This window comes from Bradyrhizobium sp. SYSU BS000235, from assembly GCF_049747295.1.
In the GTDB taxonomy this organism is placed as follows: domain Bacteria; phylum Pseudomonadota; class Alphaproteobacteria; order Rhizobiales; family Xanthobacteraceae; genus Afipia.
In genome coordinates this window covers 1,743,592-1,758,204 of record NZ_JBMHJM010000001.1, presented here as the reverse complement: position 1 = coordinate 1,758,204, position 14,613 = coordinate 1,743,592, and the positions used below count along the sequence as shown (strand labels likewise).

Below are 14,613 nucleotides of genomic sequence, written 5' to 3'. Positions count from 1 at the left end.
CCCATGAGCGACAAGATCCTCGTTCTGACCGCCATCAGCGATGAACTCGACAAGGCGCGTGCGCCGGCCGGCGTGGAAGTGATCTACACCGGCGTCGGCAAGATCAACACCACGAGTGCGACCACCCTGGCGCTACAAGCCCAGCAGCCGACCCTTGTGATCAACTACGGTACGGCAGGCAAGATCACCAAGTCGTTGCGCGGTCTTGTCGAAGTCTCGGCGGTGGTCCAGCGCGATATGATGGCGATGCCTCTGGCGCCGCGTGGCCGGACGCCGTTCTCGCCGGATCTCGATCGTCTGTCGTCGGGATATGGCAGCGTGGTCTGCGGCACCGGCGACAGCTTCGTCACCTCCGTGGACCCGTGGCTGACGGAGAACAATATCGACATCGTCGATATGGAGTTGTTCGCTATCGCGCATGTTTGCCAACGTCACAGTGTGCCATGGCGAGCGTTCAAGTTCATCACCGACGATGCCGATGACAATGCGGCCGATCACTGGACCGAGAACATCGCTGACGGTGAAGAGCTGTTCTGGGATATCCTGAGGCGACAGATCATCGATCGATCTTGATCGGGGGGCGGTGATGGAACGACGCAGCGTCAATGCCGCAAACGCGCCGCAACCGTTCGGTTACGCGCAGGTTTGCGAAGTGAGCGACGTCAAACGCTGGGCTTTCGTCAGCGGCCAGATCCCGCAATCCGCCGATGGCGCCGTGCCTGACACCTTTGAGGCACAGTGCCGCCAAGTCTGGGTCAATGTGGAAACCCAGCTCAAAGCGGTCGACATGGGTCTGCGCAACATTGTCAAGGTGACGACGTTTCTGTCCGACCGCAAATACAATCTCGAAAATCGCGCTGTGCGGAAGGATGTTCTCGGCAGCCACGCGCCGGCATTGACGGTGATCGTTGCGGAAATTTTCGACAGCAAGTGGCTGCTTGAGATCGAGGTGGTCGCAGCTGCGTAGCGTTTTCAAGCGAAGTGGATACCGGTTCGCGTAAAGAAAACGCGTCAAACCAAAAAAAGCTTAATAGTCCACGCGCACGAGATAAAGGCCGTCCGGTGGCGCGACCGGACCGCACGCCGCACGGTTGCACGCCTCCAGCGCGGCGCGCATGTCATCAGCATCCCAGCGACCGTGGCCGACCCACACCAGTGATCCGACCATGGAACGGACCTGGCTGTGCAGGAACGAGCGCGCTGACGTCGTGACGATGACATTCTCGCCGTCGCGCGTCACATCGAGTGCATCCAGCGTTTTATCCGGAGACTTCGCCTGACATTCGGTGTCGCGAAAGGTGGTGAAGTCGTGTTTCCCGACCAGAACCTGCGCGGCTTCGTGCATGGCCTCGACGTCGAGGGTCTTCGGAACGCGCCAGACGTGTCCGGCGCCAAGCGCGAGGTTCGCGCGGCGATTGGCGATGCGATAGACGTAGTGCCGCTTGATGGCGGAAAACCGCGCGTCAAAGGTCTCTGGAATGATCTCGGCCGAAAGCACCGCAATGGGATGGGGCCGCAGGTGCGCGTTCAGTGCGTCACGGACGCGGTCCGCGCGATATTCCCGTGTCAGATCGATATGTGCCACCTGGCCGAGCGCGTGGACGCCGGCATCGGTACGGCCCGCGCCGCTGACACGCACCATCTCGCCGGTCATCGCCGTGACAGCGGCTTCCAGCGCGCCCTGCACGGTCGGGGCATTGTCCTGATACTGCCAGCCGCAGAACGGCGAACCGTCATATTCGATGATGAGTTTATAGCGCGGCATCAGCTCACACGCAGTGGCGGCTTGAGCGGCGTGCCGCGCAGGAAGTCCGCTGCTTTCATCGGCTGCTTGCCGGCGCGCTGCACGTCGAGCAGGCGGATGGCGTCTTCGCCGCAGGCGATGGTGAACTGATCGTCGAGCAGTTCGCCCGGCGCGCCTGAACCTTTGGCAAGCTGACAGCGCAGCACTTTCACACGCACGGCCTCACCTTCCAGCGGGAACTCGAACCATGCACCTGGAAACGGCGAGAGGCCATGAATGTGCCGCAGCACGTCGTTGGCCGGTTGGGTCCAGTCGATCCGCGCCTCGAGCTTGTCGATCTTGGCGGCGTAGGTGACGCCTTGTTCGCTCTGTTTGGTGAACTGCAGCCCACCGCGGGCCAGCGCCCCGATTGCACGCACCATCAGGTCGGCACCCAGCGGCGCGAGCGCGTCATGCAGATCCTGCGCGGTCATGGTGTCGGTAATGGCGAGGCGCTCGGCCATGGCGACATCACCGGTGTCGAGCCCGACATCCATCTTCATCACCATGACACCGCTTTCCGCGTCACCAGCCATAATGGCCCGATTGATCGGCGCGGCGCCGCGCCAGCGCGGCAGCAGCGATGCATGCAGGTTGAAACAACCCAGCGGCACGGCGTCGAGAATGTTCTGCGGCAGGATCATGCCGTAGGCGACCACGACCGCGGCATCAGCATTATGAGCGCGAAATTCCGCTTCCGCTTCAGGTGTCTTCAATGTCTTCGGCGTTAGCACGGGAATACCGAGCCGCCGTGCCTCGATCTCGACGGGCGTCGCCTGCAGCTTCATGCCGCGGCCGGCCGGTTTCGGCGCGCGGGTGTACACGGCTGCGATCTCGTGGCCGTGGTCCGCCAACGCCAGCAATGTCGGCACCGCGAAGTCCGGCGTGCCCATGAAGATCAGACGAAGCGGCATGCGATCGGCCAATAAGTTGAGATCGAGGTCTTTTTGGAAAACCGGTGTCCGCTTGTCCGGATCACCGTCTTATTTAGCCGCGAGCTTGGCGGCCTTGGTGAATTTTTTCATCACACGGTCGCGCTTGAGCTTGGACAAATAGTCCACGAACAGCACGCCGTTGAGGTGGTCGATCTCGTGCTGGATGCAGGTAGCGTAGAGCTCCTCGGCATCCTCTTCATGAATCTTGCCATCAAGATCCATGAACCGCACCCGTACCTTGGCCGGCCGCTCCACCTCTTCGTAATATTCGGGGATGGAGAGACAGCCTTCCTCGTAGACGGACAAGTCTTCCGACGAGGACAGGATTTCGGGATTAATGAAAACGCGCGGTTCCTTTTCCCCCTCCTTCTTGGAGAGGTCCATGGTGATGAGCCGCAGCGGAACAGCCACCTGGATCGCGGCCAGGCCGATGCCCGGCGCGTCATACATGGTTTCGAGCATGTCGTCGGCGAGCGCACGGATGTCCGGCGTGATCGCTTTGACGGGTTCGGAGACGAGCCGAAGGCGCTTGTCCGGCAAGCTGATGATTTCACGAATAGCCATGATGCGCGATGTAATGGGAGCGCTTGCCGGGGTCAAATCCCTTGTTGCGCAACGCGTTTCGGTAGGGCGTGGCCCCGTTAACCGGCGGTTAACCATAAAAATAAGGGATCTGTTAACCATAAATGTTCTCTATTCGTTCGCGGATGGGGGCGAATCGCGCTACAAGGTCGGCATGAACGACATTCTTTTCATGCTCGGCGATATGCCGGTCCGTGGCGGGACGGCCCTCATCGTTTTCGGTGTGTTCGCGCTCCTGCTGCTTGTGGTGATTGCCGTGGTGATCGCGCGCTCCGGCCGGAAGGGTGCCGAGGTGGCGATGGCGCAGGCCATTCGCGCCAACGAACTGGAAGAACGCCTCAGCCAGATGGTGCGGCTGCAGAGCGAAGCCGCGGGCCGGGTCGATGCCATGGGGCAGGCGCTGGCTGGCCGGCAGGCTGAGATGGCGCGCGCGGTCAGCGAGCGGCTCGACTCCGTGACCCACAAGGTCGGCCAGTCGATGGAGCAGACCACGCGCAACACCATGGACTCGCTCCGCGTGCTGCACGAGCGTCTCGGCATCATCGACAATGCGCACAAGAATCTCACCGACCTCACGACCCAGGTGACGACGTTGCGTGACGTGCTTGCCAACAAGCAGGCGCGCGGCGCATTCGGACAGGCACGGATGGAAGCCATCGTGCAGGACGGCATGCCGAAGGGCAGCTACGAATTCCAGCATACGCTGTCGACGGGGAAGCGCCCGGACTGTGTGGTGTATCTGCCGGATCAGCGGCCGCTTTGTATCGATGCGAAATTCCCGCTGGAGGCCGTGACGGCGCTCCGCGATGCCCGGAGCGATGAGGAGCGAAAATACGCGACGCAACGGCTGCGTCAGGATGTGATGAAGCACGTCAGCGATATTGCCGACAAATATCTCATTCCCGGCGAAACCCAGGACACGGCCTTGATGTTCGTGCCGTCGGAATCGGTGTATGCGGAAATCCACGACGGCTTTGACGACATCATCCAGAAGGCCTATCGCGCCCGCGTGGTGCTGGTGTCGCCGTCACTGCTGATGCTGGCGATCCAGGTGATGCAGCAGATTCTGAAAGACGCGCGCATGCGCGATGCCGCCGATCAGATCCGGACCGAAGTGGTCAACATGATGGGCGATGTCGAGCGTCTGCGTGACCGTGTCAGCAAGCTCGGCGGCCACTTCGATCAGGTCAACGAAGACGTCCGGCAGGTGCTGATCTCGGTCAACAAGATCGGCAAACGTGCGGCCAGGATCGAAGAACTCGACTTCGACAAGGCCACCGATCAGGGCGATGCGCCGCAAGCTACTGCGGCCCCCAGCGATCTGTTTCAGGCCCGCACACCGCGCAAGCTCCAAGCCGGGGAATAAAAGAGCGAGGTTGCTGCTCGCTAGCGGTCCCGCGCCTCAGTGCTTCTCGAGTGTTCCCAGGAAGCCCGTCAGATTATCCGTGATGTGATCGACATAAGCGGCGTCACGGCCCTCCAGCTCCCAATCTTCGCGTACCACGTTCTTGGTGCCGTCAGGGACTACGAGAACGGTGGTCATGCCGAGATCGTGCGGCGTCACCAGATTGCGGGCGAGGTCTTCGAACATCGCGGCCTTCTGCGGATCGACGCCATGCAGCTTGAGGAAGCGCAGATAGGTTTGCCGCGCCGGCTTCGGCTCCAGTTCTGCCGCAACGATATCGAACACGTCTTCGAAATGCTTGTCGATGCCGAGCCGCTCCAGCACCTTGCCGGCGTGGGCGCGTGACCCGTTGGTAAGGATCAATTTGCGGCCCGGAAGTTTCTCGATGGCCGTGCCCATCTCGGGATTGGGTTCGAGCGGCGAGTGATCAATCTCGTGGACGTAGGCGAGAAAGTCATCGGCGCGCAGGCCGTGTTCAGTCATCATGCCGCGCATCGTGGTGCCATAGCGGCGGTAATAGTCCTTCTGGATCCTGAACGCCTCGTCCTTCGAGACCTTCAGATAAGACGCGACGAAATCGCGGATCCGGACATCGACCTGTTGCCAGAGATTGACGTGATGCGGGTACAGCGTGTTGTCGAGATCGAACACCCAGGTCTCCACATGGGCGAAGGACCGCTTGGCTTTTTGAATCATGGCATCCCAAATCGTAGCGTTGTGCCGGCGGTGGCGCTGATATTGACTTGCCCATAACCGCTGGTGCTCAGGCCGCGCGCGCCGCAATCGCTCTGCCCGGTGAACTCGAATTGTGTTTCGCGCGTACAGAGCGCGGTCGCTCCACCCCAGTTCAACGGACGGCCATTGAGCTTGATGGTGCGGCCGTCGGTGTCGACGGCTTCAGCAAAACTGTACACCTTGCGCGGCTGCCCCGTGATATCGGGATGCAGGCACTTGCCCGGCTCGATGCGATACCAGCCGCGGTTGGTGACCGCCTTTCCGTCATCGGTGCCGATCGATGCCATCACTCGATAAGTGGTGTCGTTGCACCAGGTCAGCCCGGTGGCCGACGGCGATTCTACCGCCGCGATCATGGTGTCGAAGAAGTTCGCTGCCTGTGGCGCATCCGCGGGAAGGCCTCGCGCTTTCAGAAATGCGGACAGGGCATTCTGCGTCTTGGGGCCGTCAACGCCGTCGATCGGGGCTGCGTCATAGCCTGCAATCACCAGCAATCGCTGGATCGCGGCCAGCCGCGCCTGCTCGTCATCGTATTCGGAGTCTTCGGCAAGATAAGCGACCTGATTGCCGTCTTCTCCAGTGCTCGGCTTGATCTCGGTAAATGGCACTGCGGTTTGGCCGCCCCGGCACTGCCGCGCCGCCGCGATCACGAAGTCCGTTGGCGCGATACACAGGGTGTCACTGCCGTTCTGCGGGACAGGCGAAGCCCCATAAACTGGAAGCGAGCGGGCATGAAGCAGAGTGCGATCTGCGGCGAGGGCGCCTTGCACCACCACACGGCATTGCGCGGGATCGATGCGAAACCAGCCGCGCGTGGCGGTGGTGTTCTGGTTGTCGATGCCGATGGCGGCTTCAACCACATAGCTCATGCGATTGCAGATCTTCAGATCGGCCAGAGCCGGAGCAGCAGCGAAAGCCTGAGCAACGACACCCACAGCGAGCGCAGCGAAACTCCGTGATCGAAACCATGAACGATGCCGCCCTGCTTTCGCAAAGACGGCTTCGATGGAACTCACAGCGGTTTCGTTGCAGATCACTTGTGCATCAATGTGCCGGTGCCCTGGTTCGTGAACAGCTCCAGCAGCACAGCGTGCGGGGTCTTGCCGTCGAGAATGACGACGCCTTCGACGCCCGCTTCCAGCGAGTAGATGCAGGTTTCCACCTTCGGGATCATGCCGCCGGAAATGGTGCCATCCGCAATCAGTTTGCGGGCATCCTTGATCGACAGTTCCGGGATCAGCTTCTTGGATTTGTCGAGCACACCCGGGACGTCGGTCAGCAGCAGCAGGCGCTTTGCCTTTAGTGCACCGGCCACAGCACCCGCAAACGTGTCGGCGTTGACGTTAAACGTCTCGCCGGTCTTCGAGGCCGCCACCGGTGCCAGCACCGGAATCAGCTCGTAGCCGATCAGTTGATTGAGCAGCGTGAGATCGACCTTGTCGGGTTCTCCGACGAAGCCGAGATCGACGATCTTCTCGATGTTGGAATCCGGGTCGACCATGGTGCGGCTTGCCTTGACCGCTGTGACCATGTTGCCGTCCTTGCCGGACAGGCCGACCGCCTTACCGCCGGCTTCATTGATGTGGCTGACGATCTGCTTGTTGATCGAACCGGCCAGCACCATCTCGACGATCTCGATGGTTGCGGCGTCCGTAATGCGCAGGCCGGCCGCGAATTCCGATTTGATGCCGAGCCGGGTGAGCATCGAGGCGATCTGCGGGCCGCCGCCATGCACCACCACAGGGTTGATTGCGGTCTGCTCGAGCAAAACGATGTCGCGGGCGAATTGCTTGGCCAGCGATTCCTCGCCCATAGCGTGACCGCCGTATTTAATGACGATGGTTTCCTCGTCGTACTGCTGCATATGCGGCAGCGCTTCGGAGAGGATGCGGGCCTGATCTTGCGGGCTGATATTGGGCAGATCGATCATTGAGGAATCTCGTTTGCTGGCGGGCCAGGACGGTGTAGCCGATTGGCGGGGAGGCGGAAAGCACCTGTCGCGCGGATCAGCCCCGGCGCCGTGGCCATCCGGCGGCGACAGCCAGCACCAGCCAGCTCAGGATCAGCAACGTCCCGCCGGTCGGCGCGGCCATTGTGAACAGGCTGTGACCAACATACTGGCGCATAGCGAGGTCGCCTGCGAACAGCGCTGCGCCCAAAATGAAGCCGTAGGTCGCGGCCAGGCCGAGATGCCGCTGGATGAGACCTTGAGCGGTCAACAGCGCCGCTCCGAGGACGGCGCTGGCGTGAAACAGCAGCATTGAGGATGCCGAGCCGAGCCGTGTTGCGTCAGGCTGATGGGCCGCCGCAGCGGCAAGGACGACACCGAGAGCGCCCATCAATCCTGCCAATACCGCAGCGAGCCGGATCGTCGTGTTGGCAGTCGCTATGGGAGCATCGGGGTGCATCTGTCATTGCCCTGAAATGATTTGTCTGCGGTCGTACGATTCTCGGGACACTAGCTTCCGCGCTCGCGTAACAATTTGATCATCGCGGCGCGAAGTTCCGGCATGCCCGCGCCCGTGCGTGATGATGTCACAAGAATTTCCGGAAAGGCGGCCGGATGCTTGCGAAGCGCTTCCATGACGCCGGCCGTCGTGCCCTCGAGCTCAGATTTTTTGATCTGATCGGCCTTGGTCAACACCACCTGATAGCTCATAGCGGCTCTGTCGAGCGTCTTGAGCACGTCGGCGTCGACGTCCTTGAAGCCGTGACGCGAGTCGATGAGTACATAGACCCGTGCGAGATTGGCGCGGCCCTGCAGAAATTTATGAATCAGCGCGGTCCACGACGCCACCTTGGTCTTGGGGGCGGATGCGTAGCCATAACCGGGCATGTCGACGAGACGCAGGCCGGCGTCTTTGCCGTCGGCAGGCGTCGGGCCCTCGAAGAAGATCAGCTCCTGGGTACGGCCAGGCGTGTGCGAGGTGCGTGCCAGCCCGTTGCGATTGGTCAACGCGTTGATGAGGCTGGATTTGCCGACGTTGGAACGGCCGGCGAAAGCGACCTCGACCCCCTGCATCGGGGGTAGGCTTTCGATGGACGGCGACGCCCAGAAGAATTGCCATTCGCCGGCGAAGATCTTTCGGCCGGCTTCAATCAGCTCCGCATCATTATCGGCGGTCATGCGAAGGCTCTCGGATATGAAACGCCCGGCGACTTCGCCGGGCGTTTTGATTCAGGAATGTCAGGTTGCTTTCTTACTGCCGGCGAACAGCGCCCTCACGTTGTCGAACAATTCGACCTTCGCGCCGTTCTTCCGCATGATGTAGCTCTGCTGAAGTACCGACAGCGTGTTGTTCCAGGCCCAGTAGATCACGAGGCCGGCCGGGAACGAGGCAAGCATGAAGGTGAAGATCAGCGGCATCCAGTCGAAGATCATCTTCTGCGTAGGATCGGGCGGGGTCGGGTTCAGCTTCATCTGGAACCACATCGTGATGCCCATGATGATCGGCCACAGGCCAAGTGCGAGGTAGTGTCCGATAATCGGAAGCTGCGTCGGATCGTAAGACAACAGGCCGAACAAAGTGAACAGGTTGGTCGGATCGTGCGCCGAGAGGTCCTTGATCCATCCGAAGAACGGCGCATGCCGCATTTCAATGGTGACGAACAGCACCTTGTAGAGCGAGAAGAACACAGGGATCTGGATCACGATGGGAAGACAGCCCGCGATCGGATTGATCTTCTCCTTTTTGTAGATCTCCATCATCTCCTGTTGCTGCTTCATCTTGTCGTCAGGATACTTCTCCTTCAGCGCAGCGACCTGCGGCTGAATGGCCTTCATCTTGGCCATGGACGCATAGGACTTGCTGGCGAGCGGGAAGAAGATCGCCTTCACCATCACTGTCACCAACAGGATGGCGACGCCGAAGTTGCCGACGATGTGATAGAGGAAGTCGATCATCCAGAACATCGGGCGGGTGATGAAGTAGAACCAGCCCCAGTCGATCAGGCGGTCGAACTTGTTGAGTCCGAGTTGCTGGTCGTAGGCGTCGACGGTCTTGGATTCCTTGGCGCCGGCAAAGAGGTTGGTGGTCGTCGTCCCCGTACCGCCGGTTGCGACGGTGATCGGGTCGAGCAGATAGTCGGTCTGATAGGTCCGCAGCGAACCGACCAGGTTCGACGAAAAGCGCGCCTGCACCGCAGCCTTCGGGCTCGGAAGCAGTGTCGCGGCCCAGTACTTGTCGGTGATGCCAAGCCACGCATTGGTGGCCTTGAACTCCACCGCCTTGGCTTCGTCGATTTTCTTGTAGTTGTATTCCTGCAAGCCGTGATCACCGAGCACGCCGATCAGGCCTTCATGGAGGATGTAGTAGCCGGACACGGGCGGCGTGCCGTGGCGCGAGATCAGGCCGAACGGATACATCGTGACCGGCGCATTGCCGGCGTTCGTGACCTCGTCCTTGATCGTGAACATGTACTTGTCGTCGATGGAAATCGTACGCTTGAAGGTGAGTCCCTGTCCGTTGTCCCAGGTCAGCACGGCCGGGCTCGAGGGGGTCAGCGCATTCGAACCTTCCTGCTTCCAGACAGTGTCGCGATCCGGCATTTTGACGTTGGAGCCGGCGGCAGGAACGAAGCCGAACTCAGCGTAGAAAGGCTCCTTGGTGCCGGACGGCGACAACAATTCGATCGCCGGTGATTTCGGATCCACCGTCTCGCGATACTTCACCAGTGCGACGTCATCGATCCGTGCACCGGTCAGCGAGATGCTGCCGCTCACGCTCGGGGTGTCGATTTTCACGCGCGGAGAAGCTGCGAGCACTGTCGCGCGCGGCTGGACCGGAGCTGCCTGTGCGGCAGCAGGCTGGTTAGCGGGAGCGCCCGCTTGCTGTCCTGGCGCCGGTGCCTGAGTTGTGCCTGCCGGCTGATTTGCGCCGGATGCGTCCTTAGGATTCGCTGTCTGGCTCTGGGAGGCCTGCTGCGCAATGCGCTGCTTTTCCATTTGCGGAATGTTGTACCAGTACTGCCACGCGATCAGCACGAGGCCGGACAGGATGACGGCGAGGATGGTGTTGCGGTTATCGGTCATCGTTCAGGTCTCGTCATTCCGCTCGAGCGTGGATACTGGATGAGGCAGGTTGCTTGGCCGTTTCGGGGTCTGCTGCTCGAGGCGACCAAGCGCCGAGCGCAAATCGTTGAACATGGTTTCGAAGCCGCGGTCCAGCGCAGCTCTACGGCCAACTATCACATAATCATGGTGTGGTCGCATGGATGTGACATCCAGCCGCTTCACCAATTCGCGAAGCCTGCGGCGGACGCGGTTGCGTTCCGTGGCAGTTCCAACTTTCTTGGTGACGGTAAAACCGACCCGGATCGGACCATCATCATCGCGCATACGACTCTGGACCACAAAGGCAGCACTTGCCATTCGCGGTCCATGGGATGCTGCGACGAAATCCGCACGTTGTTTCAACCGGTTCATGATCTCAGCGATCTCAACCGGAGCATGAAAGGTCTCGGTGTGGTCCGCTCAGGCGCTCAAACGCTTGCGGCCACGCGCACGGCGTGCAGCGAGAACCTTGCGGCCGCCGGTGGTCGCGAGACGAGCACGGAAGCCGTGACGGCGCTTGCGCACCAGTTTGCTGGGTTGATAAGTCCGCTTCACGGGTCGTTCTCCGCTGGCCGAGTAATTCGCCGATAAATTGAGATGAAATCCTGCGATGTCAGCCCGGTTGGGCCAGTTTTCGGTTCCAAGACGAGACCTTTCGGCCCCAAAATGAACCGGCCCGGTCGAGCCGGGCCATCGCGGACAGTTGGCGCGGCTTATACGGGAGCGGCCTGTTTTCGTCAATCTTGGGGTTTACGAAGTCGTCGTTTGCGCCAGACTCGCTGGCGGGCGTGGTTGGAACAAACCTTAACACTTTGAAAGATTTGACCACGGTGCCGTCGCAGCGCATGTTGGGGCGGAAAATAGAGGCAGGCAATCGACCTTATGTCCGAATCCGGCGAGCAGCCAGCTGAGACCGCTCCCCAGCCCCGATCGGGGGCATGGCTTGGGCTGTCTGGAAAACTGCTGCTGCTGACGATTCCGCTCATCCTGATCGCCGAAATCCTCATCTATGTGCCATCCATCGCCAATTTTCGGGTGAACCGGCTCAATGACCGGCTGGCCACGGCGAATACCGCCGCGCTGGTTCTTGATGCGGCCCCCATGGGCATGGTCCCGGATGCGTTGGCGCGGCAAATTCTCGCAAGCATCGGCGCGCGGGCGGTCGCGATCAAGTCTGGCCAGCAGCGCCGGTTGCTGGCCGTTGCGGACATGCCGACGAAAATCGATCACGACTTTGACATGCGGGACATGTCCGTCTGGTCGGCGATCTTCGACGCGTTTCAGGTGATGCTCGACAGCGGTGATGAAGTCATCCGCATCATCGGCCCGCCGCCGGGCGGTGGCCAGTTCATCGAGGTTGTCGTCGACGAGAAGCCGTTGCGCGATGCGATGTTTCGGTTCTCTCGCAATTTGCTGCTGTTGTCGCTGGCCATGGCGATCATCACGTCGGGCCTCATCTATTATGCTCTGCACCATCTGTTCGTGCGGCCGATGCGGCGCATGACCGCGAGCCTCGTGGCCTTCCATGAGAATCCGGAGAGCAGCGCGCGGATCATCGAGCCGTCGAGACGAGGCGATGAAATCGGAGTCGCAGAACGCGAATTGTCCGACATGCAGCGGGATCTTGTCTCGATGCTGCATCAAAAGAGCAGGCTTGCGGCGCTGGGTCTCGCGGTCTCCAAGATCAACCACGATCTGCGCAATCTGCTCGCGTCCTCGCAACTGCTGTCCGATCAGCTTGCGAGCGTTCCGGATCCGCGGGTGCAACGGTTTGCGCCGAAATTGATGCGTTCTCTCGAGCGCGCCATCGCGTTCTGTCAGTCCACCCTGTCGTATGGCAAGGCGCAGGAAGCGCCGCCCGACCGTCGTCTGATTCTGGTGGAGCCGATCGTCAACGAGGTGCGCGAATCGGCAGGCCTGGCCTCCGATGCCTCGATCGAGTGGGTCAATGCCATCGAGCGCGGCCTGATGGTGGATGCCGATCCCGATCAACTGTTCCGGGTTCTGCTCAATTTGGTGCGCAACGCGGCGCAAGCGCTGGAAAGCCAGAAATCCAAGTCGGCGCCGGCCCATCAGATCCGGGTGACCGGCCGCCGCGAAGGCGCGGTGACGATTCTGGAAATTTCCGACACCGGCCCAGGTATTCCGGCCAAAGCCCGCGAACATCTGTTCGAGGCATTTCAGGGCTCGTCCCGAGACGGCGGAACCGGTCTTGGTCTTGCTATCGCGGCGGAGCTGGTCCGTGCCCACGGCGGCGACCTCAATCTGGTGGAAGGGACGATCGGCGCGACATTCCGCATTACGATCCCGGACCGGGCCGTCGAGCTGCTCAGCCTCCGCGAAGCACGGGCGCGCGCCTGAAAAACTTCACCAATTTCGCATTCTCAGCCGAACTTGCCCGGGATTACCCGTGAATCGACTCTTGCCAAGCCATGCCGGAGCCGTTAGCTATGGCGCTCTTTCGCGGCGGGCCCTCGGCCCCAATCGTCCGTGAAACGCGCGCTCGTAGCTCAGCTGGATAGAGCACCAGACTACGAATCTGGGGGTCAGGAGTTCGAATCTCTTCGAGCGCGCCATTCCATACGTATCTGCGAACCCCACCGGACACAGTGTCCGGGCCTGTTATTCAACTCCCCCGGTAGGTCGTGTAGCTCGAAGGCGTGCAAGTGAGCGGCACGTGATAATGCCCCGCCGGGTCGGTGATCGAAAAGCGGACCGGCACGAAATCGAGCAACGCGGGATCGCTGGCGCCCACACTCTGCTTGCGGAAATAGTCGCCCACCTGAAATCGCAATTCGTATTTGCCGAGCGGCAAGGGACCGCTGCTGATTAAATCGGCCCGGCCGTCTTCCCCGGTTGAAACCTGGGTGATCTTGCGCGGCTTGGCGCCGGAAATCTCGTAAAGCTCGATGATCATGCCTGCGGCCGATCCGCCGCTCACGGCGTTGGTCACGATCGTGCTGAGATCGCCGGAGGCTTTCTTCTTCGCTTGTGCGTGGCTCGGCGAGGCATCGGCCGAAACACTGAGCGAGGCGCCGACGATAGCAAGCGCGAGGACAAGGCGTTTCATGCTGTGCTCGGTCAGCCGTGGGTGGAATAGTTGAATGGCGTGGCGATCAATGGCACGTGGGTGCTCTCTTCCGGCTTGCTGATCGACAGGCGCATCGGCACCACGTCGAAAAATGGCTTGGCGACCGGCGTGCGACTCTTGCGGAAATAATCGCCCATGGCGAAGCGCAATTCGTAACGGCCGATAGGCACGGGGCGCTCCTTCATCAACTCGGCGCGGCCATCGGCATTCGTGATGGCCTCGCTGACCTTGCGAGGATTGTCCCAGCCGACATCATAGAGTTCAACCCTCACGCCTTTCGCCGGTTTGCCGATCATGGCGTCCAGCACATGAGTGGTGATGTCGCCATAAATCTTCGGCGCTCCCGGTCCGCTCACTTGCTCGACGACTCGTATCCGCGTGATGAGGTGTTCTTCCTGCACAGCTGTGGCGAGCTCGACGTCCTTCTCGTTGTGCAGGCGACGCTCGAGTTCATCGAAAATCCTCTGCACGGTATTGCGCCTGACGCAGATCGTATAGGACATGTCGAACTTCGCCCGATACGCCACGTTCAACGCATGCAGGCGCGCGAGCGCCGGCGCATCCAGCGAAGAGATGCTGGCCTTCGCCTGTTCTGACGTGGAGGCCGCCGTGAACGGAACGGCGTTCTCTCCGATGTCGGACAGCCTGCGGAAGAACGTGTGCTGTTCTGCAGGCGGCGCCAGGCGCAAATTATCGAACAGCGATTCATGCAGGGCGGTCACGGTGGCGAAAGGTCGCTTGGTGAAGGCTTCCTTCGCCGCCGCCGGCGTAAACTCGATCACGTCACCGAACGCAGCGACGAACGCGTCGAGATCCATGCGATTGACTTGATCGAGCGTCAGCTTGGCCGGCTCGGCCAACGCGCGTCCGAATGGCAAGGACGCCAAGCCGGCGCCCGCGATAGTCCCTCCGACAGTCATCCGCAGGAAATCGCGGCGACCGAAAGACAAGCGCTCCAAAAATGCGTTGTCGCAAGTCTTCGCTTCGGAGCAAGTCTTCGCTTCGGAGATGGTGTTGAGCTTCATGAGC

Annotated in this window: 17 protein-coding genes and 1 tRNA gene; 5 read left to right on the top strand and 13 right to left on the bottom strand. The window is 61.0% G+C overall.

Annotation, left to right across the window (positions count from 1 at the left end):
* Window positions 1-3 precede the first annotated feature (3 nt).
* Window positions 4-573, top strand: a complete 570-nt coding sequence (locus tag ACP0KA_RS08190; RefSeq protein ID WP_424628326.1) for a 5'-methylthioadenosine nucleosidase — start codon at window positions 4-6, stop codon at window positions 571-573.
* Window positions 574-586: 13 nt separating this feature from the next.
* Window positions 587-967, top strand: coding sequence for a RidA family protein (locus ACP0KA_RS08185; protein ID WP_424628325.1), 381 nt, complete (start codon window positions 587-589; stop codon window positions 965-967).
* A gap of 60 nt (window positions 968-1,027) precedes the next feature.
* Here ACP0KA_RS08185 and truA read toward each other — a convergent pair whose 3' ends face one another.
* From truA to def, 3 genes are all read right to left on the bottom strand, one after another.
* Window positions 1,028-1,765 carry a tRNA pseudouridine(38-40) synthase TruA gene (gene truA, locus ACP0KA_RS08180; protein WP_424628324.1) on the bottom strand — a complete coding sequence of 246 codons (738 nt, stop codon included), beginning with the start codon at window positions 1,763-1,765 and terminating at the stop codon, window positions 1,028-1,030.
* The gene (fmt, locus tag ACP0KA_RS08175; RefSeq protein ID WP_424628323.1) at window positions 1,765-2,697 is read right to left on the bottom strand and encodes a methionyl-tRNA formyltransferase; all 933 of its coding nucleotides are present in this window, start codon (window positions 2,695-2,697) and stop codon (window positions 1,765-1,767) included. The genes truA and fmt overlap by 1 nt, the downstream gene beginning before the upstream one ends.
* Before the next feature lie 69 nt (window positions 2,698-2,766).
* Window positions 2,767-3,282 (bottom strand): peptide deformylase, encoded by a 516-nt coding sequence (gene def / locus ACP0KA_RS08170; RefSeq protein ID WP_424631515.1) that lies wholly within the window; start codon window positions 3,280-3,282, stop codon window positions 2,767-2,769.
* 172 nt (window positions 3,283-3,454) lie between these two features.
* Between def and ACP0KA_RS08165 the strand changes: the two genes are divergently transcribed.
* Complete coding sequence (locus ACP0KA_RS08165) at window positions 3,455-4,666, top strand: DNA recombination protein RmuC (protein ID WP_424628322.1); 1,212 nt, start codon at window positions 3,455-3,457, stop codon at window positions 4,664-4,666.
* 36 nt (window positions 4,667-4,702) lie between these two features.
* On the opposite strand, the gene ACP0KA_RS08160 is transcribed toward ACP0KA_RS08165, so the two are convergent.
* The 8 genes from ACP0KA_RS08160 to rpmH all read right to left on the bottom strand — a co-directional run bounded on the left by ACP0KA_RS08160 (window position 4,703) and on the right by rpmH (window position 11,048).
* The gene (locus ACP0KA_RS08160) at window positions 4,703-5,401 is read right to left on the bottom strand and encodes a pyrimidine 5'-nucleotidase (RefSeq protein ID WP_424628321.1); all 699 of its coding nucleotides are present in this window, start codon (window positions 5,399-5,401) and stop codon (window positions 4,703-4,705) included.
* Entirely contained in the window at window positions 5,398-6,375 is a 978-nt protein-coding gene (locus ACP0KA_RS08155; RefSeq protein ID WP_424631514.1) for a DUF1036 domain-containing protein, read from the bottom strand. Before ACP0KA_RS08155 ends, ACP0KA_RS08160 begins: the two co-directional genes overlap by 4 nt.
* Window positions 6,376-6,473: 98 nt before the next feature.
* Window positions 6,474-7,370 (bottom strand): acetylglutamate kinase, encoded by an 897-nt coding sequence (argB, locus tag ACP0KA_RS08150; RefSeq protein ID WP_424628320.1) that lies wholly within the window; start codon window positions 7,368-7,370, stop codon window positions 6,474-6,476.
* Window positions 7,371-7,446: 76 nt separating this feature from the next.
* Window positions 7,447-7,848 (bottom strand): DUF423 domain-containing protein, encoded by a 402-nt coding sequence (locus ACP0KA_RS08145; protein ID WP_424628319.1) that lies wholly within the window; start codon window positions 7,846-7,848, stop codon window positions 7,447-7,449.
* Between the two features lie 50 nt (window positions 7,849-7,898).
* A complete protein-coding gene (gene yihA, locus ACP0KA_RS08140) occupies window positions 7,899-8,567 on the bottom strand; it encodes a ribosome biogenesis GTP-binding protein YihA/YsxC (protein WP_424628318.1) in 669 nt (222 codons plus the stop codon).
* Between the two features lie 60 nt (window positions 8,568-8,627).
* The gene (gene yidC / locus ACP0KA_RS08135; protein ID WP_424628317.1) at window positions 8,628-10,472 is read right to left on the bottom strand and encodes a membrane protein insertase YidC; all 1,845 of its coding nucleotides are present in this window, start codon (window positions 10,470-10,472) and stop codon (window positions 8,628-8,630) included.
* Between the two features lie 3 nt (window positions 10,473-10,475).
* Complete coding sequence (rnpA, locus tag ACP0KA_RS08130; RefSeq protein ID WP_424628316.1) at window positions 10,476-10,865, bottom strand: ribonuclease P protein component; 390 nt, start codon at window positions 10,863-10,865, stop codon at window positions 10,476-10,478.
* 48 nt (window positions 10,866-10,913) lie between these two features.
* Window positions 10,914-11,048 (bottom strand): 50S ribosomal protein L34, encoded by a 135-nt coding sequence (rpmH, locus tag ACP0KA_RS08125; RefSeq protein WP_006609582.1) that lies wholly within the window; start codon window positions 11,046-11,048, stop codon window positions 10,914-10,916.
* Between the two features lie 327 nt (window positions 11,049-11,375).
* Between rpmH and ACP0KA_RS08120 the strand changes: the two genes are divergently transcribed.
* Entirely contained in the window at window positions 11,376-12,854 is a 1,479-nt protein-coding gene (locus ACP0KA_RS08120) for an ATP-binding protein (protein WP_424628315.1), read from the top strand.
* A gap of 138 nt (window positions 12,855-12,992) precedes the next feature.
* Window positions 12,993-13,069, top strand: a tRNA-Arg gene (locus ACP0KA_RS08115).
* Between the two features lie 50 nt (window positions 13,070-13,119).
* Here the strand turns inward: ACP0KA_RS08115 and uraH are convergent.
* Together uraH and uraD are read right to left on the bottom strand one after the other, a co-directional pair.
* Complete coding sequence (gene uraH / locus ACP0KA_RS08110) at window positions 13,120-13,563, bottom strand: hydroxyisourate hydrolase (RefSeq protein WP_424628314.1); 444 nt, start codon at window positions 13,561-13,563, stop codon at window positions 13,120-13,122.
* A gap of 11 nt (window positions 13,564-13,574) precedes the next feature.
* Window positions 13,575-14,609, bottom strand: a complete 1,035-nt coding sequence (uraD, locus tag ACP0KA_RS08105) for a 2-oxo-4-hydroxy-4-carboxy-5-ureidoimidazoline decarboxylase (RefSeq protein ID WP_424628313.1) — start codon at window positions 14,607-14,609, stop codon at window positions 13,575-13,577.
* Between the last annotated feature and the right edge of the window lie 4 nt (window positions 14,610-14,613).